Below are 20,247 nucleotides of genomic sequence, written 5' to 3'. Positions count from 1 at the left end.
GGCACCCTCCCGGTCCCTCGGCGGGACGAGCCGTGATTACAGCTCCGACAGGTCGTAGTACTCGGCCGACGCCTGGTCGTGGTTGCTCACACCACCCACCGCGAGCACCGTGCCGTTCTTCAGCAGGGTGGCGGTGTGCTTGTAGCGGTCCACGTTCATGGCGGCCGTCTTGCTCCACGTGCCCGTGGCCGGGTCGTAGAGGTCCGACGCCGTCTGGATACCGGTGTACTGGTGGTAACCACCGGCCACCAGCACGCGGCCATCCGGCAGCAGGTTGGCGGTGTGGAACCGGCGCGGCGAGAGCATGCTGCCCGTGGCCGACCAGGTGTTGGTCGCCGGATCATACAGCTCGGCCGAGGCGCTCAGCGCGATGTCCAGGCCCGAGCCACCCGCGACCAGCACCTTGCCGTTGTTGAGCAGGGTGGCGGTGTGCGAGGAGCGGCCCGTGCCCATGGAGGCCACCGTGCTCCACCTGCCCGTGGCCGGGTCATACATCTCCGCGGAGGAGATGAGGCCGTCGGCGGCGTCGCTCCCACCCGTCACCAGCACCTTGCCGTTGGGCAGCAGGGTCATGGTGTGGAAGGCGCGGGCCGTGTTCAGGCTGCCCGTGTAGGACCAGGTGTTGGTGGCCGGGTCATACAGCTCGGAGGAGGCCAGGGTGCCGCTGTCGTACTCACCCGTGCGGCCACCGGCCACGAGGACCTTGCCGTTGGGGAGCAGGACGGCGGAGTGGTAGTAGCGCTGGGTGTTGAGGATGCCCGCGGGCCTCCACTTGCCCGTGGCCGGGACGTAGACCTCGGCCGTGGCGTTGGTGATGGGGCACACGCCGCCGCCCGCGATGAGCACGCGGCCATCCTGCAGCTTGGTGGCCGTGTGGCCGCGGTGCGAGCCCAGGGTGTTGCCCGTGGCGGACCAGGTCTTGGTCTCCGGGTTGTACAGCTCCGAGGTGGTGTTGAAGCCACCGGCCACCAGCACCTTGCCGTCGTCCAGCAGGGTGGCGGTGTGGAGCAGGCGCGGCAGGGCCATGCTGCCCGTGAGGATCCACCCGCCGCAGGTGCCCGTGGCGTCCGCGACGACCGTGACCGTGCGGTAGGCGGTGCCCACGTTGCCGGCCGCGTCCCTCGCCGAGTACGTCAGGGTGTAGGTGCCCGGCGACCTGGTGTTGACGGTGCCGGAGACGGTCACCGAGGAGGACAGGTCACCGAAGCACACGTCCGTGGCCGTGGCGCCCGCCTCGACGTACGGGGTGCGGCACTCCACCGTCACGGAGGAGTAACCGGCCAGGGCGACGACGGGGGCCTGGGTGTCGGCCACCGTCACCGAGTTGGTGCAGGTGGAGACGTTGCCGAAGTAGTCCGTCGCCTTGTGCGTCACGGTGGTGGTGCCCAGCGGGAAGCTGCCGGCGCCCGGGGTGCTCGTCACGGTCGGGATGCCGCAGTTGTCGGAGCTGGTCGCCTCGCCGGGGTTGGCGCTGGCGGCGCCACCGACGCACTCGGCCGTCACGCTGGCCGGGCACGAGATGGACGGAGCGCTGTTGTCGACGACGGTCACCATCGCGGAGCAGGTGGACTTCAGGCCCGTCCGGTCGGTGCAGGTCAGCGTCACGCCGGTGCCGCCAGGACCGAAGGAGGACGTGGACTGCGTGCAGCCCACCAGGTCGCCGTCCGGATCGTACGAGCCGTTGTCCACGGAGCCGGTGGCGCCGCAGGTGGCGTTGGCCGACAGCGTCAGGTCCTTGCAGAGGGCCACGGGGGGACGGTTGATGACGGAGAGGGTGCAGGAGGCGCTGCAGGAGCCGGCGCCGTTGAGGGCGCCGTTGTCGCACTGCTCGCCGGGGTTCACCACACCGTCACCGCACCAGTTCAGGCGGCACGTGGAGGAGCAGGGGGTGCCGGGCTTGCCGTTGTTGGCGCCGGTGTCGCACTGCTCGGGGTACTGCTGCACGCCGTCGCCGCAGTTCACCGGCGCCGCGCCGCGCACCAGGATGTAGGGCACACCGTGTGAGCCGTCCGCGAAGTCCTTGGAGCCCGGGAAGCGCGAGCCGTACGCCGGGTCCCGCGCGATGGCCAGCGGGGTGAAGTTGGCCTCGGGGTAGGTGTCGAAGGCCTCGTGCACGGAGCAGCTCCAGTTGGAGAGGATGCTGTCCGTCAGACCCGACAGGGCCGGGTGGCTGGCCACGATGTGGGCGTCGTTGTAGCAGCCCACGCCCGTCACGGTGAAGGTACCGAACGGCTGCATGATGGGCAGCGGCGTCTTGGGCGCGGCGCCGTCGTAGTAGCAGCTCAGGTTGATGTACATGCCCGTCTTGCCTTCCTGAGCGGCGGCGAACTTGACGGAGTTGTTGGTGAGCACGCCACCGTCCCGGGTCTTGTGGAACACGGGGTCGGTGCCGACGAGGATGACGTTACCGTCCACCACGGGGCCCCAGACGTTGCGGTTGGCCACGGCGGCGGCGATCAGGCTCACGCCACTGCACGTGTTGTCGCCCAGGATGAGGGCGCGGTAGGTGGCGAAGTCCGCGGAGGTCTTCGCGGCCCAGGCGGCGTCGGTGGCGAGCTCCACCGTGTAGCCCAGGGCCCGGGCGGCCGCGGCCTCGAGGCTGCTGGTGCCACCGGTCACCGTGTTGGCCAGGATGAGCACCTTGTTGGTGCTGCCCACGCCCTGAGCGCGCACGCTCACCGCGGACGGGGCCACTTCCGGCTTCGCGCTGTCCGCGTCCGACGGCAGCTCACCGCCGCAGGCCGCGATGAGCAGCGCGCTCATCGCCATCAGCATCCGGGCCCGGATGCCGCTACAGGTCCTCTTGAAGGTTTCAGTTTGCATTCGTCCCCCCTCTTCTTTCGTTCAGGCGCATTACGTTCTCCGTTGGAGACCGGCCTGCGGCCAGGAACGGTGAAGTCGCCCTCACCGCTTCGCATTCGGCAGTGCGCTCCTGGCTTCGTACCTACGATTGCAGGACCGTCATTGGACTTTTACACCATGTCCACCCGGGAAATGAATCACTCTTTTAAGTGAATCAATCCGCAAAGCCCGGCGATAACGGGTATTTGCTGGAATCACGACCCTTGACGCATGTGGCATGAAAACATTCATGTCACGCTTTGAAGCAGGGCCTCGGCGCGGCGGACATCCCGCTCCAGTTCTGCCACGCGGGCCTGACGCTGGGAGTCGGAGGAGAAGGGCACGCGCGCCAGCTCCTCCCGAGCGGCGCGGGCCACGCGGGCCACGCCGTCCCGGGCGATGACGCCCACCGCGAAGGCCTCCAGCGCCGCACCGACATAGGTGTCGAAGAAGAAGACGCGTCTGGCGCGCCACGTCATCCGGACGGACTCGGGGGTTTCCACCACGTCGTGGATGAACACGGCCCGCACCGACTCCGGGTGCTCTGTGAGCATTCTCTCACCAAAGGCGACATCCCCCTGCCCGCTGTCGCCGGTGAAGACAAAGCCATACTCGGGGTAGAGCTGGAGGTAGCGGCTGAAGTTCTCGAACTTCATGGCGGCGATGCGCGCGTTGCCCAGCAGGTGGGTGAATGCCCCCGAGAGCATCACCGCGGACGACACGCCGTGCTCACGCAGCGTGGCCAGGGTCCGGTCCTCGATGAGGCCGAGCGGATCCTGCGGACGCGCGCTGATGAAGGTGAGGTCCCCCTCGCGCCCGGGGATGACGCCCGGCCCCCGGTCCAGCTCGCGGTAGAACTGGAGCACCCCCGGGTACACCGTCTTCGGCGGGTAGCGCGTGTCCTTCCAGTTGGCCAGGAAGGTGTCGTCGATGTCGCTCAACACCTTGTTCTCGCCACTCGGGGCGGCCACGGCCTCCCGCTGGATGTGTGTGAGGATGTCCTGCCGGATGCGCGCGTCGTCCACATCTTCGAAGACGAGCTGCTGCAGATCGTGGGAGTTGCCGCGGCCATCGAGCAGGTTCTTGAACTCGGAGAGCTCGCGGCCGCGCAGCCCGAGGAAGAGGGCACGCACCATGCGCTCGGCCAGGCCGGGGGTCTGTCCCGTCTGGAGCGCGGTGACGAGCGCGGCGCGGACGGGCAGGCCCAGCTCGGGTGCCCGCTGCACGCACAGCAGCTCCAACAGCGCGGTGAGGTTGTCCGGGCCCACCACCCGGTCATCCACGTCCCCGAACAAGGCGTCCAGGTCCACGTTGAGGAGCAGGTGGTTGAGCTCGGCGGCGGTAGCGCCGATGAACAACTCGAGGATGCGCCGCTCCTCGGCGCGGCCGGTGTGACCGGTCATCAAGGAGCGGAGCGACTGGAGCTTCCGGGCAGCGGCGTTCAGGTCCACGCGGCCAGCCTACCGCGAACCCCCCTCTCCACCGCCAGGGGTGCCACCGGGAGCGCCGGGACCCTGGGGCTGCGCGGTCTGTGCTCCCGGCCCGCCGGGTGCGCCGGGTCCGGAGATCGCCACATACGTCCCGGGGCCTCCGGGGGCGCCAGGGCCGGCGAGCCCCGGGCTCACGCCAGGGCCCACCGGTGAGGGGTAACCCGCGACCGGCATGGGAGCCATCGGCGCGTACATATAGAGGTACGCGGGCACGAGGACGGGGACCATCGCCGGCATCTGCGGAACGGCCATGGGCACCGCCCCCGGCACGCCCGCAGGCCCCAGGGAGAGCGAGCTCAAGGGCACCTCGGTCAGGTCCCCCGCTTCTCCCAGCCGCTCCAGCTTCACCGCCGCGCCCGTCGCCGAGTCCACCGTCAGCAGGTACCTCGTCTGCTTCGACATCTCCCCTCCCATCGTTGTCAGTGGGCTCTCGCGAGCCGCTCCGTCCGCAGTCCTTCCGGAAGCATCGCCAGCGTCACCAGCAGCGAGCCCAGACTGGCGATGATGCCCCGTTCCAGCAGCCGGGACAGTTCCTGCTCCAGCGCCCCGGCATTCGAGACACCGGTGGCCTCGGCCGCCGTCCGCAGCGCCTGCTCGCGCGAGACGGGCGCATCACACGCCAGCAGCAGCGACACCGTGGCCTCCGCGAGACGCTCGCTGGCCGGCGTGTGGTTGAAGCGGCTGTCCACGAGCACGAAGCCTCCCCGCCAGTGCGGCCTCACGGCGAGCTCTCCGTTCTCCCGCCGCCGGTGACGCTCCTGCCACTGGAGGATGAAGGACTGGAGCTCCGCGCCCCGCGCCAGCACCTCGTCGAAGCGGGGGTGCTCGTAGTCGAAGTAATAGGCCAGCGCGTGGAGCGTCTCCTCCGGCAGCGAGAAGACGTGCCGGTAGGCCGGCATGGGACGGATGCGCGTGAAGCCCTGCTCCCGCCAGCCCGAGTGGTTGGGGCTGAAGCGGTCCATGCGGATGGGCGAGCAGATGTCCGGGGGCCGCAGGTGCCCCATCTTCTGGAGGAGCGCGAGCGTGCGCGCGTAGTCCTCCACGTCCTCGCGGGGGAAGCCGTAGATGACGTTCCAGAGCGAGTCCACGCCCAGCTCCTGGCACCAGCGCAGCAGCGCCACGTTCTGCGCGCCCGACACGCCCTTGCGCATCACCTTGAGCGTCCCGTCCGCCAGCGTCTCCACACCGGCCTGCACCCGGGTGATGCCCGCATCGCGCAGCAGCCGCACCTGCCGGCGTTTGAGATTGGATTTGATCTCGAAGAACTTCTCCGTGCGCACCGGCTGGCCCGCCCAGTGGGGCAGCAGGTCCTTGAAGTAGTCCATCGCCAGGATGTTGTCGGCGTACTGCACGGGCGTGGCGCCATGGCGCCGGCCCACCTCCTCCAGCTCGTCCACCACGCGCCGCCAGCTCTTGCGGCGGAACGTCATCGCCTCGCCGTTGAGGCCGCAGAAGGTGCAGTGCGAGTGCTCGCCCCACCAGCACCCCCGCGAGGCCTCCAGCGGCAGCCACATCCCCGCCGCCAGCTCCGGCGCGCTCGTGCGCACCAGGTGGAAGAAGTCCTCGTAGTCGGGCGTCGGCAGCGCGTCGAGGTGGGCGTAGCCGGGCTCCTTGCGCCGCGGTGACTCGCGCACCTCGCCGCCCTCCCGGTAGAGGAAGCCCGGAGGGACCTCGCCGCGGCCCTCGCGCAGGTGCTCGCAGAGCTGGGGAAACGAGACGTCCGCCTCGCCCGTGGCCACGTAGTCGAGGAAGCCGTACTGCTCCATGTACTGCCGGCCCATCCCCGCCTCGAAGTTGGCGCCGCCCGCCACCAGCTTCACCTTCGGGTAGCGCTCGCGAATCATCCGCGCCAGGCACAGCGAGGGCATCGTCTGCTCGAAGGTGCTGGTGAAGCCCACCAGGTCGTACTGGCTCCAGTCGCAGGACTCGAAGGCGAGGCGCAGGAACATCGGCGCCAGCTCCTCCAATGCCCAGACATGCCCGCGCAGCGCGGGCGGCATGCCCCACACCGGATGATCCAACACCTCGCGTGCGTAGGCCTCCCGCGCGCCCTCGCGCCGCCCGTGGAAGGCCTGTGCGAAGGCCCACTCCCCGGCCAGCGCCGTCATCGGCGCCTCGTGGCAGAAGAAGCGGTAGGACTCCGCTCCCAGCATCTTCCAGAGGGTGACGTTGAAGTACTTCGTCTGGCACTCGATGCCCCGCGCCTTCACCGCGGCCTGGAGCAGCCCCGCGGCGAGACTCGGGCGGTGGACCGCCGCCAGCGGCATCACGACCAGCGCGACCTTCATGGGCCGCACAGCATAGATGACCCCGTGCTCTTCGAGGACTGGTGACCACCCGCCCGGCGTACTGCCGTGGCGTGGCTCACGTGCTCCCCGAGCGGTGGGGGCTGGGGTTCGGACAGGACCCCCGCACGTTCATCGGAAGTGGAATTCCACCCACAACGTTTCCCTTCGGCCATTTGGCGTACGCGCCGTGCATGAAACGTCGCCTGGGGCTCTCCTCCCAGATGGCGTGTGGCAGAATCCGCCACGGCTCCCCCCCGGCGTCTGGAATGGCACCGATGACCTCATCTGGTAGCGAGCGGCTCATCGTCGGCCGCTACAAGCTGCTGCGGTCCATCACCCCCGTGGGGCGGGACGAGACGTACGAGGCGCTCGACGTGGAGCGCCAGCAGCACGTGACGGTGCGGCTGGTCCGCACGGACAAGGGAGACCCGGAGTCGCTGGAGCGCCTCGAGCACGAGCTGCACCGGGCCCGGGACGTGGTGAGTCCCCACGTGCAGCGCATCCTGGAGGTCGGCCGCCACCATGACGAGGCGTCCGGCGTGGAGCTGCCCTTCCTCGCCACGGAGCTGCTCGAGGGCGAGAGCCTGGAGGAGCGGCTGCGCCAGCACGGCCCGCTGAGCCCCCAGGAGGCCCTGCCCCTGGCGCGCCAGCTCTGCGAGGGGCTGGCCACACTGCACGACGCGGGCCTCGTCCATGGAGATCTCCGCAGCGCGCGGGTGATGCTCATCTCCGCGCCGGAGGGGACGCGCGCCGTGCTCGCCGCGCCCGCGTGGGGCTGGGAGACCGTCAACCCACCGGCCACCGCGCCCCACCTCTCGCCCGAGCGGCAGAAGGGCTCCGCTCCCACGAGCGCCTCGGACCTCTACTCGCTGGGACTCGTGCTGCTCGAGCTGCTCGCGGGAGCGCTGTCCTCGCCGGACTCCGAGACACGGGTCCTGCTCGAGCTGCTGCGCCGGGGCGCGTCGTCCTCGGAGCGGCTGGGCCTGCCCCACCGCTGGGAGGTGGTCATCCGCCGCTGCATGGACCCGCTGCCACGCAAGCGCTTCTCCAGCGCCCGCGAGGTGGTGCGCACGCTCGTGCAACCCAGCGGGGTGCCCCGTCCGCTCGACGAGCCGAGCGTCGCCATCCGCACCGTGCTGCTGTTGGACCTCACCGACAGCACCCGGCTCGTCGAGTCCCTGGGCGATGCCCAGGCCGCCGAGCTCTTCGCCCGGCATGATCAACTGGCCCGCGAACTGCTGCACGTGCACGGCGGGCAGGAGATCGACAAGACCGACGGCTTCCTGCTGCTCTTCGAGCGGCCCGTGGACGCCACCCGCTACGCGCTCGCCTACCATGAGCGGCTCGCCCTGCTGTCACGGGAGCAGGGCGTGAAGCTCCAGGCGCGCGCGGGCATCCACCTGGGCGAGGTGGTGCTGCGCGAGAACCCGCCCCACCTGGTGGCCCAGGGCGCCAAGCCCGTGGACGTGGAGGGGCTCACCAAGCTGATCGCCGCGCGCATCATGCCGCTGGCCCATGGCGGGCAGACGTTGATGACACGCGCCGCCTTCGACATCGCCCGCCGCGCCGTCGTGGGCACCAGCGGGACGGGACCCGGGCTGGCCTGGCGCGCCCATGGCTTCTACCTGCTGGCCGGCGTGGAGGAGCCGGTGGAGGTGTGCGAGGTGGGCGTGGTGGGAAGGGCGCCGCTGGTGGCGCCCCAGGACACGGCCAAGGCCCGGCGCATCACCCTCTCGAGCCCCTCGCTGCCCGCCATCCCCACGATTCCCGGGCGGCCCGAGCGCAGCCGCCGGGTGTCCGCGGTGCTGCTCGTGCTGGGCGCGCTCGTGCTCGCCGCGCTGGGCGGCTACGCGGCGCGGACGTGGCGCCTGCCGCCTTCCGTTGCCGACGGGGAGACCCGGCAGGCGAAGCCACGCCGCTCGGTGGCGGTGCTCGGCTTCAAGAACCTCTCCGGACGCGCCGAGGTCTCCTGGCTGTCCACGGCCTTCTCCGAGATGCTCACCGCCGAGCTCGCCGTCCGGGAGGACCTCCGCCTGGTGTCGGGCGAGACCGTCGTGCGCATGAAGCGCGAGCTGTCCCTCGCCGACAACGAGAGCCTCGCGAAGGACACGCTCGGCCGCATCCGCACGCACCTCGGCGTGGACCTGGTGGTGCTCGGCTCCTACCTGGCGATGACGGAGGACATGGGAGGCCGGCTCAGCCTCGTCCTCCGGCTGCAGGACGCCTCCACCGGCGAGGAGGTGGCCATGCTCCGGGAGAACGGGACACATGGGGAGATCATCGAGCTCGTCGCACGCATGGGTGACCAGCTCCGGGCGAGACTCGGCCCGATGGCGGACGCCGGGCGCACCACGGGCGCGCTGCCCGCCAACGCCACCGCGCTGCGCCTCTACTCCGAGGGCCTCGCCCGGCTGCGCGCCTCCGAGCCCCTGAAGGCCAAGGACTTCTTCACCCAGGCCATCGCCTCGGACCCCCGCTTCGCCCTGGCCCACTCCGCCCTCGCGGAGACCTGGGCGGTGCTCGGCTACGACACGCGCGCGCTCGAGGCCGCCAGCCGCGCGCTCGCGCTCGCCAAGGGCCTGTCCCGCGAGGAGCAGCTGCTGGTGGAGGGCCGCCTCCACGAGATGGAGAAGGACTGGGCCCGGGCGGTGGACAGCTACCGCACCCTCTCCACCCTCTTCCCCGATGACCTGGACCACGGCCTGCGGCTCGCCAGCGCCCAGGCCTCGGGCGGCCAGGGGCGTGACGCGCTCGCCACCCTCGCGGCGCTGCGCCAGATGGCCGCGCCCGCCTCCGAGGACGAGCGCATCGACCTCGCCGAGGCCCAGGTGCGCCACAGCCTCTCCGACTACAAGGGCGTGCTGCCCCTGGCCGCGCGGGCGGTGCGCAAGGGCACGGAGCGGGGCTCGCGCCTGCTCGTGGGCCGCGCCCGGCTGGCGCAGTGCAACGCGCTGCTGCGGCTGGGCAACCACACGGACGCCACCGCCGCCTGCCAGCAGGCCCTGCGCATCTTCGTCGACGCCGGAGACCCGCGCTCCGAGGGCGACACGCTCAACCGCCTGGCCAACGTCGCCTACGAGGAGGGCAACTACGAGGAGGCCAAGCGCGTCTTCTCCGAGGCGCTGCGCATCTGGAAGGACATCAACCACCGGAGCGGCGTGGCCCTGGCGCTGCAGAACATCGCCGACACCCTGCTCATGCAGGGCGAGCTGGCCCAGGCCGAGCCCCTCTTCGAGCAGGCGCTCGCCATCGAGCGGGAGATCAACGACCGGCGCAACCAGGGGCTGACGCTCAGCAACCTGGCGCAGCTGCGGTTGATGCGCGGCAACGTGGCCCGGGCGCGCGAGCCCGCGGAGGAGGGCGTGCGCCTGAGCCGCGAGACGGGCTACCGCTATGCCCTGCAGGTGGGGCTGTGGACGCTGGGCAACCTCGCGCTGGAGGAGGGCCACTTGGACGAGGCCCGGCGGCACTACGCGGAGGGGCTCTCCCTGTCGAGGCAGACGCACGACGACCGCTATACCGCCTACCTCCTCCAGGGCTCCGGGCTGGTGGCGCTGCTGGAGGGAGACCTGGTGCACGCGCGCGCCCGGTACGAGGAGGCGCTGGGCCTACGCCTCGAATTGGAGGGCCGCAGCGAGGTGGCCGAGACGCAGGTGGCGCTCGGGCTGCTGGCGGTGGAGGAAGGCAGGCCAGAGGCCGCGCTGGAGCCCCTGGAGGCGGCGGTGGAGACGCTGCGCGGCCTGGGGCTGCCGGATGGAGAGGCCCAGGCCCACACCGCGCTGGCCCTGGTGCACCTGGCGCGCAACCAGCCCGCCCTGGCGCGTGAGGCGAGCACCCGGGCGCAGACCCTCGCGGCCCGGAGCCAGCATGTGCAGACGCGGCTCTTCTCGGCGCTGGTGGCGGCGCGGGTGCTCACCGCGGAAGGCAGACCCGGCGAGGCGGTGAAGCGGCTGGAGGCGGTGCTCGCCGAGACGCGGCGCGCCGGGCTCGTCCCCCTGGAGTACGAGACCCGGCTGGCGCTCGCCGAGGCGGAGCGGGCGTGGGGCCGGCTCCCCCTGGCCTGGCAGCGGCTGAAGGTGCTGGAGGAAGAGGCCCGGACGCGCGGGCTCACCGGCTTCGCCCGCGGGGCCGAGGCCCTCGGGACAGCCCTCAGGGGCGGGGGCCCCCGCGAGGCAGCTCCACGGTGAAGGTCGCGCCCTCGCCCGGGCGGCTGTCCACGCTCACCCGTCCGCCGAGCGCCTCGATGATCTGCCGGCTGATGTAGAGCCCCAGGCCCAGGCCCCCGTAGTGCCGGACACTCACCGCGCGCTCGAAGCGCCCGAAGAGCCGCGGCAGGGCCTCGGCGGCGATGCCGATGCCCTCGTCCCTCACGGTGAGCCGGGCCTGCTCCCGGTCCGCCTCCACGGTGACGGTGATGGGCTGGCCCTGCCCGTACTTGGCCGCGTTGGTGAGCAGGTTGACGATGACCTGATCCAACCGGAGCGCGTCCCACCGGCCCACCACCGGCCCCCGGGCCTGGAGCGTCACGGTGCAGCCGGCCTGGGCGAACACCTCGCGCAACCGCTCCAGGGCCTCGCGCACGGCGAGGGTGAGGTCCACCTCGGACAGCTCCAGGCTGATGCGCCCGGTGGCGATGCGGCTCACGTCCAGCAGCGTGGTGACGAGACTGGAGAGCCGATCCACCTGGCGGTGCGCCCCATCCACCTTGCCACCGAGCCGCGCCCGCGACTCCGGGCTCATGAGCCGCGCGATGAGGGAGAGCTGCAGCCGCAGCGAGGTGAGGGGCGTCTTCAGCTCGTGGCTGGCGATGGAGAGGAACTCGTCGCGCAGGCGGATGGCCTCCTGGGCCTCGCGGTACAGGCGTGCGTTGTCCACGTTGAGCGCGGCCCGGTGCGCGAGCTCCTCGGCCAGCAGCAGGTCCGCCTCGGTGTAGTGCCGGTGGCTCCCGGCCTGCAGCAGCGAAAGACAGCCGAGCACCCGGCCCCGCGCCACCAGCGGCACGCAGATGTACGAGCGGATGCCGAGATCCCGCATCATCGCCAGCACCGGAGAAGCCTGGGCGAGGGGGGCGAGCCGCTCGTCGGAGAAATCCGGAACCCAATCCGCCTGACCCGTGCGCAGCACCCTGCCCGCCCCATGCTCGGCGGCCAGACTGATGGGATGGCTACGGACGACCTCCCGTGCCAGCTCCAGCCGTCCGGGGTCCGCATGCGCCAGCGCCAGGTGCTCCACGCGGCCCTCGGTGGTGAGCATGTCCACCGCGCACAGGTCCGCGAGCTCGGGCACCACCAGCCGCGCCAGGCTCTCCATGGTGGTGGAGTAGTCGAGCGAGCCGGCCAGCAGCGTGCTGGCCTCGGAGAGGAAGCGCTGCCGCCACGCCACCGCCTCCAGCTCCCGCCGCGCGCGCACCTGCTCCTTCACGTGGGACTCGGCCTCGGCGCGCGCGGCCTGCTCCCGGTCGAAGAGCCGGGCCCGATCGAACGCGAGCGCGCCCTGGTGCGCCAGCGCCACCATGAAGCCGCGATCCGCCTCGTCGAAGGTCCGGGACTCGGCGAAGGCGAGCGTGATGGCGCCCAGGGACATGTCCTTGGCGCGCATGGGCACATAGGCGCCGGCATGGTTGGGGGAGGCCCGCACGAACTCCACCAGGTGCGGATAGCGGGCCTCGAAGTCCGCGAGCGAGCCCAACCACTCGGCCTCGCCGGAGCGGAAGGCCTGGGTGAGGGGCAGCTGCGCGTCGAGCGGGAGGCGCGCGTACTGGCGCATCAGCTCCTCGGGGACGCCTTCGCAGGCCACCATCCGCAACGCCTTGGCCTCGGGCTCCACCAGGCCCACCCAGCCCAGCGCGGCCCCCGTCGCCTCCTTGGCACCGCGCACGAGGACGGCGCCCACCTCCTCGGTGGAGACCGCCGCGGACAGCTTCGCCGTCATCTCCTGCAACAGCGAGAGCCGTTGGGCGCTCTTCTCCCGGGCCACCTGCGCTTGATGGCGCGTCGTCACGTCCCGGAGCAGCACCACCAGGAGGGAGCCGTGCGGCACCATGCTCGCCTCGAGCCAGACGCCCTGGGGGGCATAGAAGGCCTCGACGGTGATGGGGACACGCTCGGTCAGGGAGCGCTGGGCGGCCGCGCCCAGGGGCGTCTCGCGGAAGTCGGGAAACACCTCGCCCACGGGCCGTCCGAGCAACTGCTCGCGCGAGGCCCCGAGCACCCGCTCCGCCACGGTGTTGAGGTAGGTGAAGCGCCCGTCCGCGTCGAAGACCGTCACGCCCTCGGTGATGACATCCAGGAGGGACTCGGGGAGCGAGGCGTCCATCGTGGCCCTCATGCCGCGTCCGAGCCGGACGGAGGCGCCGCGGTGACGGGCTTGCCGGCGATGAAGTCCTGGAGGTCCCCGGGCAGGGGCGAGTCGAAGGTGACGGCCGCGCCGGTGCCCGGGTGGGGGAAGGAGATGCGCGCGGCGTGCAGGGCGTGGCGAGGCAGGCGCAGGCGGGCCCAGGCCTCGGGCTCCAGACAGCGCTTGCTGAAGCGGTCGAAGTAGCCGGGGTCCGGGCCGTACATCTTGTCGCCCACGAGGGGGAAGCCGGCCTCGCGCAGGTGGATGCGAATCTGGTGCTGGCGCCCCGTCTCCGGGTAGCAGCGCAGCAGGGAGAAGGGCGCGCCGTCGCGGGTGAAGCGCTGGAGCACCTGGAAGCGGGTGCGGCTCTCCTTGCCCTCCACGGCGTCGATGCGCACGGCGATGCGGATGAGCTCGGTGCCCTCGGCGATGGGCGCGTCCACGTGGAAGGAGTCCTCGGGCGGGTGGCCCTCGCACACGGCGAGGTACTCCTTGTGCACGTCGCGGGAGACGAAGAGGCGGCCGAGGACGCGGCAGGACTCGGTGGTGCGCCCGCAAACGACGAGGCCGCTCGTCTCCCGGTCGAGCCGGTGGGCGGGCTCGGCGAAGGCCTCGCCGAAGCGCTCGCGCAGCAGGGAGACGAGGGTGCCCTTGTGGTAGCGCGCGGTGGGGTGGATGGGGAGGCCGGCGGGCTTGTCGAGCACGAGCAGCCAGTCGTCCTGGAAGACGGTGGGCAGCTCGGTGGGCGTGTCCGGCTCGGCGCTGGCGGGCCGGCGGATGCGGAAGGAGAGGCCGGGGTAGACGGGGGTGGAGGGCTTGAGGCGGCGGCCCTCGCGGAGGACGCCGCGTTGGATGATGCCGTGGAGGCGCTCGCGCGTCAGGCGGCGGAGCTTTTCGGAGAGGTAGCGGTCGAGCCGCCAGCCGGCGTAGTTCGGCTCGACGACGAACGGGATGTCGACGTAGCCCTCGGGGGCCGCGTCGGACGGGGTGGGGATGGGCTCGCTCTGCGCTCTCATGCGGCAGTGCCGGCTTAACACAGTGCGCCGCGCGCTTCCTCCCCGGGTCCGGGCCTGTTCACTGGGAGCACTTCCCTGCCCCCTCGGAGGGGCCCCCTTGCCGAGCAAGGGGTGGACGTGGAATCACGCGGCGCCCACCCGCCGTGACCGGAGCCGCGAAGCACATGAAGGACCCGACCGCCCTGCCCCACTCGCCGCCGCACGGCTCCGAGGAGGAGTTGCGCGGGCTGCTGGCCGCGCTCCCGGAGAGTGCCGCGGTGCGCGGGATGCTCTTCAACGCCGTGCTGGAGGTGGTGCGGCAGCGGGGAGGCGAAGCCGCGGTGCACCAGTGCCTGGGGAGGCTGGGGGAGAAGCAGTTCCTGGACTTCTTCAGCTATCCGTCGAGCAAGTACCTCGAGGTGCTCTACGCCGCGGCGCGGCTGGGCGGAGGGGAGCCGGAGGACTTCGAGACGGCGCTGCGGCAGTTGGGGCAGCAGGCGGCGGAGAACTTCCTGGTGTCGGCGGCGGGCAGGACGCTGCTGGTGCTGGTGCAGGGAGATCCGCACCGGCTGATCAACAGGTTGCCGTGGGCCATCCTGGTGGGGGTGAGTGGCGTGGAGGTGAACGTGAAGGTGACGGGGCCGTGGAGCGGCGTGCTGACGGTGAAGGGGGACTTCAGTCCCCGGCCGTTCGTCGAGGGCGGCTTCCTGGCGACGTTCGAGGCCGCGAAGGTGAAGGGCGCGAAGGTGCGCTCGTGGCGGGCGGGGCCCGGCATCAACGAGTACGAGCTCTCCTGGGCGTAGGCGCCACATGTCCACCGCTCAGGCGCAGGACTCGGCCACGACGGCCAGCAGCTCCTCCAGCTCGAAGGGCTTGCGCAGGAGCCCCTGCGCTCCGGGAGGCACGTCCCGTCCGCTCGCGGTGCAGAGGATGACCTTCACGGTGTCGTAGAGCGGGTTCTCGCGCAGCAGGTGGAGGAACTGGGCGCCGTCCATCACGGGCATCATCCAGTCCAGCAGGACGAGGCACGGCCGGCCCATGGTCGCCAGCATCTCCAGCGCCATCTGGCCGTGGAAGGCGAGGACGACGCTGTAGCCCGCGTCGTCGAGGATGTCGCGGAGGGCCTCACGGATGTCCGGGTCGTCGTCGACCACCAGGATGGGAGTGGAGGTGGAAGGGAGGGGCTCGGTCATGGGAGCAACCAGGAGAGCGGGTCAGGAGCCGGAAGACGACGGCCGCGGGAGCAGGTGCACGGTGAAGGGGATTCCCTCCGCGAAGGGGGGAGCGTACGCCGACACCGCCCTCCTGTCCGAGGAGGATCGACCGGAGGAGGAAGAGACCTGGCGTCGGGCAGGGCTCGGGCGCTCACCTGGCCGCCAACGCATCGTGAGGCACACGGGGTGCACCGCGGCCGGGCACGAGCGCGCGGTGGGTCACATCCCTGGGGAGCGGCCTCCCTCTCATGATCCGCTCCTCCAGGAGCGGACGTGCGAAAGGAGAACGCGATGGACACGAAAACCCTCATCCGGGCGTGGAAGGACCCGGGATTCAGGGCGAGTCTCCCCCCGGAGCAACGGGACGCGCTGCCCGAGAGCCCCTGCGGGAAGTCGATGGCGGAGCTCTCGGAAGAGGACCTCCAGGGGATCACGGGAGGAGCGTTGCTCCTCGCTCCCCCGGTGCTGCGGCTCGACGGCGCCATTCTCGCGAAGACGCAGTGCGCCTGCACGCATCACTGCGGGCTGCTGAATCTCACGGAGGTGGTGAACCCGAGCCCCGGCGGACTGCCGCCCGGCGTCTGAGGGGCATCGGGTCCTCTCCGTGAGGGACCCGGCTCAAACGGGGTGGTGTTCCGCGGCTGGAGGGGTGGGGACGACGAGGCGGTTGCCGCTCCCACGCCGCGGCGCCTTCCCCACCCCGAGGAACTCCTCGTACAGGCGGGCGATGCGCTCGCCGGTGCGTCCGTCCCAGAGGTCCGGGACGCGGCCCCGCTTCTCGTGACCATCGAGGATGCGGTCCGCGGCCTGGCGGATGCGGACGGGGTCGGTGCCCACCACGAGGTTGGTGCCGATGTCCACGGTGATGGGGCGCTCGGTGTTCTCGCGCACGGTGAGGCAGGGAATGCCGAGCACGGTGGTCTCCTCCTGGAGGCCGCCGGAGTCGGTGAAGACGAGCCGGGCCTGGGAGGTGAGCGCGAGGAACTCCAGGTAGCCCATGGGCTCCACCAGACGCAGGCCCGGGGTGCGCGCCAGCGAGGTGTCCAGGCCCATCTCCGTGATGCGCTTGCGGGTGCGCGGGTGGACGGGGAACACCACGGGCATGCGGGCGGCCACGTGGCCCAGCGCGGAGAGCAGCCCGGTGAGCACCTGGGGATCATCCACGTTGGAGGCGCGGTGCAAAGTGCACACGGCGTAGCCGCGCGGGACGAGCCCCATGTCCTTGAGCGTGGACAGCCGCAGGGCCTTCTCGCGGGCCGCCAGCAGCGAGTCGATCATCACGTTGCCCACGAGCCGGATGCGCTCGGGTTCCAGGCCCTCGCGGATGAGGTTGGCGTCCGCGTCGGCCGAGGGCGTCAGCAGCAGGTCGGAGATGCGGTCGGTGAGGACGCGGTTGATCTCCTCGGGCATGGCGGGGTCGAAGCTGCGCAGACCCGCCTCCACGTGGGCGACGGGGATGTGCATCTTCACCGCCACGAGCGCGGCGGCCAGGGTGCTGTTGACGTCACCCACCACGGAGACGAGGCCGGGCTTCTCGCTGGCGAACACCTTCTCCAGCTCGATCATGACCTTGGCCGTCTGCTCCGCGTGGCTGCCGGAGCCGACGCCGAGGTGGATGTCCGGGGCGGGCATGCCCAGGTCGGTGAAGAAGACGTCACTCATCTTCACGTCGTAGTGCTGCCCGGTGTGCACCAGCTTCTGTTCGAGTGCGCCGTGCTCGGAGATGGCCCGATGGATGGGAGCCACCTTCATGAAGTTGGGACGAGCACCGACGATATGGAGGACCTTCTTCATGGTGGCGGGAAGGTAGGCACGAGGCCCTGGGTGCCTAGTGCCCCCCCCCCTCCGGTGCCGCGCAGCGTCGTGGATCTGATAGAGAGCGCCGCACCATGTCCTCGCCCCGTACCTTCGCCGTCATCCCCGCCCGCTATGCCAGCACGCGCTTTCCCGGCAAGCCGCTGGCCCTCATCGCCGGCCGGCCGATGATCGAACACGTCTGGCGGCGCTGCCAGGAGGCCCGGGCCTTCGACGAGGTGGTGGTGGCCACCGACGATGTGCGCATCCAGGAGACGGTGAGGGGCTTCGGGGGCACGGTGGTGATGACGTCGCCGGACTGCGCCACGGGGACGGACCGGGTGGCCGAGGTGGCGCGGGCGCACCTGGACGTGGACGTCTGGGTGAACGTGCAGGGCGACGAGCCGCTGGTGGACCCGGTTTCACTTCGGGTGTTGGCCGGCCTCTTCGTGCACCCGGAGGTGGAGATGGGCACGCTGGTGCGCCCGCTGGAGGCGGCCGAGGCGGACAGCCCGCACGTGGTGAAGGCGGTGCTGGCGCTGAATGGGGACGCGCTCTACTTCAGCCGCGCCACGGTGCCCTTCATCCGCGAGCCGGGCGAGGCGGGGGCGGTGCGGCGCTGGGCGCACCTGGGGCTGTACGGCTACCGGCGCGAGACGCTGCTGCGGCTGTCGGAGCTGAGCGCCACCCCGCTGGAGCAGGCGGAGAAGTTGGAGCAACTACGAGCCCTGGAGCACGGCATCCGCATCCGTTGCGGGAAGGTGACGGGGCGCTCGGTGGCGGTGGACGTCCCCGGGGACGTGGCCCGGGTGGAGGCGGCGATGCGGGGGGCCTGAGCCCGCTCCCCCGTCCACCAAGGAGACATGCGGAGCGGGGAATCCCGCGTTAGTCTGCGCCCGTGTCCGACGCCTCCCAGAAAACCGAAGCCCCCAAGAAGCCGAAGTTCTCCCGAGTGACGGTGCGCCGCATCGTGGCCCTCGCCCGCCCCCAGGCGCGCAGGATCATGGGCGGCATCGTCTTCCTGCTCATCGCCAGCGGCCTGATGCTGGTGTACCCGAAGGCCATCGGGGACATCATCGACCAGGCCATCAAGGCGGGAGACCGCGCGCAGATCGATCAAATCGCCCTGACGATGGGCGTGGTCTTCATCCTGCAGGGCATCGCGATGGCGCTGCGCTTCTACCTCTTCACCACGGCGGGCGAGCGCGTGGTGACGCAGCTGAGGCAGGACCTGTTCGCCAGCCTCATGTCCCAGGAGGTGGGCTTCTTCGACGAGCGCAAGACGGGAGAGCTCACCAACCGGCTGGCCTCGGACACGACGGTGCTGCAGAACGCGGTGAGCGTGAACATCTCCATGGGCCTGCGCAACGCGGCGCAGGCGGTGGGTGGCATCGCGCTGCTGCTGTACACCTCGCCGGTGCTCACGGGGCTGATGCTGCTCATCGTCCCGGCGGTGGCGGTGGGTGCCGTGACGTACGGCCGCAGGGTGCGCGGGCTCTCCAAGCAGACGCAGGACGCGCTCGCCACCGCCAACGAGGTGGCCGAGGAGGGCCTGTCCGGCATCCGCACCGTGCGCTCCTTCGCCGCCGAGCGGCACGAGGTGGAGCGCTACCGCACGGCCACCGAGCGCGCCTATGACGTCGCGCGCCGCCGGGTGAGCCAGTCCGCCATCTTCATGGCCGCGGCCTCCTCCGCTTCCTACCTCGCCTCGGCGGTGGTGCTCTGGTACGGCGGCCGGCTGGTGCTGGACGGGAAGATGACGGTGGGCAACCTCACCTCCTTCCTCATCTACTCGATGATGGTGGCCTTCGCGCTGGGCGCCCTGACGGACCTGTGGGCGGACTTCATGCGCGCCACGGGCGCCGCCGAGCGCGTCTTCGAGCTCATCGACCGCAAGCCCGCCATCCCCGCCTCGGGCGGCGAGCGCCTGCCGTCGGTGCAGGGCCGCGTCGAGTTCCAGCAGGTGCGCTTCGCCTATCCCACGCGCCCGGACGTGCCGGTGCTGCAGGGCATCGACTTGAAGCTGGACCCGGGCGAGGTGGTGGCCATCGTGGGCCCCTCGGGCGCGGGCAAGTCCACCATCGCCGGGCTGCTGGCGCGCATGTATGACCCGCAGGGCGGGCGCCTGATGCTGGACGGCCGCCCCCTGAGCGCGTTGGATCCCGAGTGGCTGCGGCAGCAGATTGGCACGGTGGCCCAGGAGCCCATGCTCTTCGCCTCCTCCATCGAGGACAACATCCGCTACGGCCGCATGGACGCCACGCAGGCGGAGATCGAGGCCGCCGCGCGTGCCGCCAACGCGCACGAGTTCATCTCCCGCTTCCCCGAGGGCTACCGCACGCTGGTGGGTGAGCGCGGCGTGCAGCTGTCCGGCGGGCAGAAGCAGCGCATCGCCATCGCGCGCGCCATGCTGAAGAACCCGCGCCTGCTGGTGCTGGACGAGGCCACCAGCGCGCTCGACGCCGAGAGCGAGCACCTGGTGCAGGAGGCGTTGGACCGGCTGATGAAGGGCCGCACCACCCTCATCATCGCCCACCGCCTGTCCACGGTGATTGGCGCGGACCGCGTGCTGGTGCTCGAGGGCGGCCAGGTGGTGCAGAGCGGCAACCACGCCGCGCTCATGGGCCAGGAGGGCCTCTACCGCCGGCTGGTGGAGCGTCAGTTCGTGGCGGCCTGACGGGGGCTCGCCCTCCCGCCTGCCCTCCACCCAGGCACGAAACACCTCCCAGGCGGAGTGGCGCGGTGGAAGACGCGCCATTACATAAGCCGCCGCAGAAAGGAGGTGATGCCTTGACCGATAGCAACAGTCAGGCGTCCACCTCCGCTCGCATGGCGCGCTGATAAAGCCACCCTGCGGCGGAAGTGTCGACGCCAGCAGTTCGGGCCCGCCCGTTTCGCGCACCCCTCCACGCTTGGGGCCGCGGGACGGGCGGTCCTTTTTTCTACCGGGCCCTCGGGAATGCGCGCGCGACAACCCTGTTGCACGCGCGAGGGGGGAAAGGCCCGTTCATCCGCCGGAGGACCTGTCCTTGTCCATCACACCGTGCCCGAGTCCTCTGCCTTCCGCCCTGCGTGACGAGACGGCGGTGGAGGCCCAGCGCAACCTGTTCTGCTTCAACTACGACGCCTGTCTTCATCTCGCGGTGAAACGGGGCTGGGACGGCTGGTCCTGCCGCCACTGCCCCCTGCGCGAGCAGCGGGACTTGGAACCCAGGGCCCGCGACTACGCCGAATCCCGCCCGAGGACCCAGAGCCAGGAGTGAAATGCGCCGCTTGCCGGACTTCCTGG

Annotated in this window: 14 protein-coding genes; 6 read left to right on the top strand and 8 right to left on the bottom strand. The window is 71.1% G+C overall.

The annotated features are described in order from the left end of the window. Nucleotides 1-36: 36 nt before the first annotated feature. The 4 genes from AC16DP_RS04375 to AC16DP_RS04360 all read right to left on the bottom strand — a co-directional run bounded on the left by AC16DP_RS04375 (nucleotide 37) and on the right by AC16DP_RS04360 (nucleotide 6,619). Nucleotides 37-2,823: a Kelch repeat-containing protein gene (locus AC16DP_RS04375; protein WP_329732478.1), complete on the bottom strand. Its 2,787-nt coding sequence runs from the start codon at nucleotides 2,821-2,823 to the stop codon at nucleotides 37-39. 266 nt (nucleotides 2,824-3,089) lie between these two features. Then, nucleotides 3,090-4,292, bottom strand: a complete 1,203-nt coding sequence (locus AC16DP_RS04370) for a phosphatase domain-containing protein (protein ID WP_329732477.1) — start codon at nucleotides 4,290-4,292, stop codon at nucleotides 3,090-3,092. 9 nt (nucleotides 4,293-4,301) lie between these two features. Continuing rightward, nucleotides 4,302-4,733 (bottom strand): hypothetical protein, encoded by a 432-nt coding sequence (locus tag AC16DP_RS04365; RefSeq protein ID WP_329732476.1) that lies wholly within the window; start codon nucleotides 4,731-4,733, stop codon nucleotides 4,302-4,304. Between the two features lie 17 nt (nucleotides 4,734-4,750). Continuing rightward, nucleotides 4,751-6,619, bottom strand: a complete 1,869-nt coding sequence (locus AC16DP_RS04360) for a RiPP maturation radical SAM C-methyltransferase (RefSeq protein ID WP_329732475.1) — start codon at nucleotides 6,617-6,619, stop codon at nucleotides 4,751-4,753. Nucleotides 6,620-6,894: 275 nt separating this feature from the next. Between AC16DP_RS04360 and AC16DP_RS04355 the strand changes: the two genes are divergently transcribed. Then, a complete protein-coding gene (locus AC16DP_RS04355) occupies nucleotides 6,895-10,806 on the top strand; it encodes a tetratricopeptide repeat protein (protein WP_329732474.1) in 3,912 nt (1,303 codons plus the stop codon). Here the strand turns inward: AC16DP_RS04355 and AC16DP_RS04350 are convergent. Together AC16DP_RS04350 and AC16DP_RS04345 are read right to left on the bottom strand one after the other, a co-directional pair. Next, nucleotides 10,769-12,934, bottom strand: coding sequence for an ATP-binding protein (locus tag AC16DP_RS04350; protein WP_329732473.1), 2,166 nt, complete (start codon nucleotides 12,932-12,934; stop codon nucleotides 10,769-10,771). The genes AC16DP_RS04355 and AC16DP_RS04350 overlap by 38 nt on opposite strands. A gap of 8 nt (nucleotides 12,935-12,942) precedes the next feature. Further along, entirely contained in the window at nucleotides 12,943-13,971 is a 1,029-nt protein-coding gene (locus tag AC16DP_RS04345; protein WP_329732472.1) for an RluA family pseudouridine synthase, read from the bottom strand. A 164-nt stretch (nucleotides 13,972-14,135) separates the two neighbouring features. Between AC16DP_RS04345 and AC16DP_RS04340 the strand changes: the two genes are divergently transcribed. Continuing rightward, nucleotides 14,136-14,753 (top strand): TIGR02265 family protein, encoded by a 618-nt coding sequence (locus AC16DP_RS04340; protein WP_329732471.1) that lies wholly within the window; start codon nucleotides 14,136-14,138, stop codon nucleotides 14,751-14,753. 18 nt (nucleotides 14,754-14,771) lie between these two features. On the opposite strand, the gene AC16DP_RS04335 is transcribed toward AC16DP_RS04340, so the two are convergent. Beyond that, on the bottom strand, nucleotides 14,772-15,143 hold the full coding sequence (locus AC16DP_RS04335) for a response regulator (RefSeq protein ID WP_329732470.1): 372 nt from the start codon (nucleotides 15,141-15,143) through the stop codon (nucleotides 14,772-14,774). A 312-nt stretch (nucleotides 15,144-15,455) separates the two neighbouring features. On the opposite strand from AC16DP_RS04335, the gene AC16DP_RS04330 reads away from it, so the two are divergent. Further along, nucleotides 15,456-15,749 carry a mersacidin/lichenicidin family type 2 lantibiotic gene (locus AC16DP_RS04330; protein WP_329732469.1) on the top strand — a complete coding sequence of 98 codons (294 nt, stop codon included), beginning with the start codon at nucleotides 15,456-15,458 and terminating at the stop codon, nucleotides 15,747-15,749. Between the two features lie 33 nt (nucleotides 15,750-15,782). On the opposite strand, the gene wecB is transcribed toward AC16DP_RS04330, so the two are convergent. Next, nucleotides 15,783-16,958 carry a non-hydrolyzing UDP-N-acetylglucosamine 2-epimerase gene (gene wecB / locus AC16DP_RS04325; RefSeq protein WP_329732468.1) on the bottom strand — a complete coding sequence of 392 codons (1,176 nt, stop codon included), beginning with the start codon at nucleotides 16,956-16,958 and terminating at the stop codon, nucleotides 15,783-15,785. Between the two features lie 95 nt (nucleotides 16,959-17,053). Between wecB and kdsB the strand changes: the two genes are divergently transcribed. The 3 genes from kdsB to AC16DP_RS04310 all read left to right on the top strand — a co-directional run bounded on the left by kdsB (nucleotide 17,054) and on the right by AC16DP_RS04310 (nucleotide 20,221). Further along, the gene (gene kdsB, locus AC16DP_RS04320) at nucleotides 17,054-17,794 is read left to right on the top strand and encodes a 3-deoxy-manno-octulosonate cytidylyltransferase (RefSeq protein ID WP_329732467.1); all 741 of its coding nucleotides are present in this window, start codon (nucleotides 17,054-17,056) and stop codon (nucleotides 17,792-17,794) included. A gap of 62 nt (nucleotides 17,795-17,856) precedes the next feature. After that, entirely contained in the window at nucleotides 17,857-19,635 is a 1,779-nt protein-coding gene (locus tag AC16DP_RS04315) for an ABC transporter ATP-binding protein (protein ID WP_414640784.1), read from the top strand. Nucleotides 19,636-19,987: 352 nt separating this feature from the next. Continuing rightward, nucleotides 19,988-20,221, top strand: coding sequence for a hypothetical protein (locus tag AC16DP_RS04310; protein ID WP_329732466.1), 234 nt, complete (start codon nucleotides 19,988-19,990; stop codon nucleotides 20,219-20,221). Nucleotides 20,222-20,247: the final 26 nt, after the last annotated feature.

It is taken from the genome of Archangium sp. (assembly GCF_057119385.1).
Note: the sequence above shows the minus strand (reverse complement) of the source record. Positions and strands in the feature narration are given on the sequence as shown.

Coding starts and splice junctions, on each gene's coding strand:
- AC16DP_RS04365 (WP_329732476.1), bottom strand. CDS start 4,733: ATGTCGAAGCAGACGAGGTACCTGCTGACGGTGGACTCGGCGACGGGC.
- AC16DP_RS04350 (WP_329732473.1), bottom strand. CDS start 12,934: ATGGACGCCTCGCTCCCCGAGTCCCTCCTGGATGTCATCACCGAGGGC.
- AC16DP_RS04340 (WP_329732471.1), top strand. CDS start 14,136: ATGAAGGACCCGACCGCCCTGCCCCACTCGCCGCCGCACGGCTCCGAG.
- AC16DP_RS04355 (WP_329732474.1), top strand. CDS start 6,895: ATGACCTCATCTGGTAGCGAGCGGCTCATCGTCGGCCGCTACAAGCTG.
- AC16DP_RS04335 (WP_329732470.1), bottom strand. CDS start 15,143: ATGACCGAGCCCCTCCCTTCCACCTCCACTCCCATCCTGGTGGTCGAC.
- AC16DP_RS04330 (WP_329732469.1), top strand. CDS start 15,456: ATGGACACGAAAACCCTCATCCGGGCGTGGAAGGACCCGGGATTCAGG.
- AC16DP_RS04345 (WP_329732472.1), bottom strand. CDS start 13,971: ATGAGAGCGCAGAGCGAGCCCATCCCCACCCCGTCCGACGCGGCCCCC.
- kdsB (WP_329732467.1), top strand. CDS start 17,054: ATGTCCTCGCCCCGTACCTTCGCCGTCATCCCCGCCCGCTATGCCAGC.
- AC16DP_RS04360 (WP_329732475.1), bottom strand. CDS start 6,619: ATGAAGGTCGCGCTGGTCGTGATGCCGCTGGCGGCGGTCCACCGCCCG.
- wecB (WP_329732468.1), bottom strand. CDS start 16,958: ATGAAGAAGGTCCTCCATATCGTCGGTGCTCGTCCCAACTTCATGAAG.
- AC16DP_RS04375 (WP_329732478.1), bottom strand. CDS start 2,823: ATGCAAACTGAAACCTTCAAGAGGACCTGTAGCGGCATCCGGGCCCGG.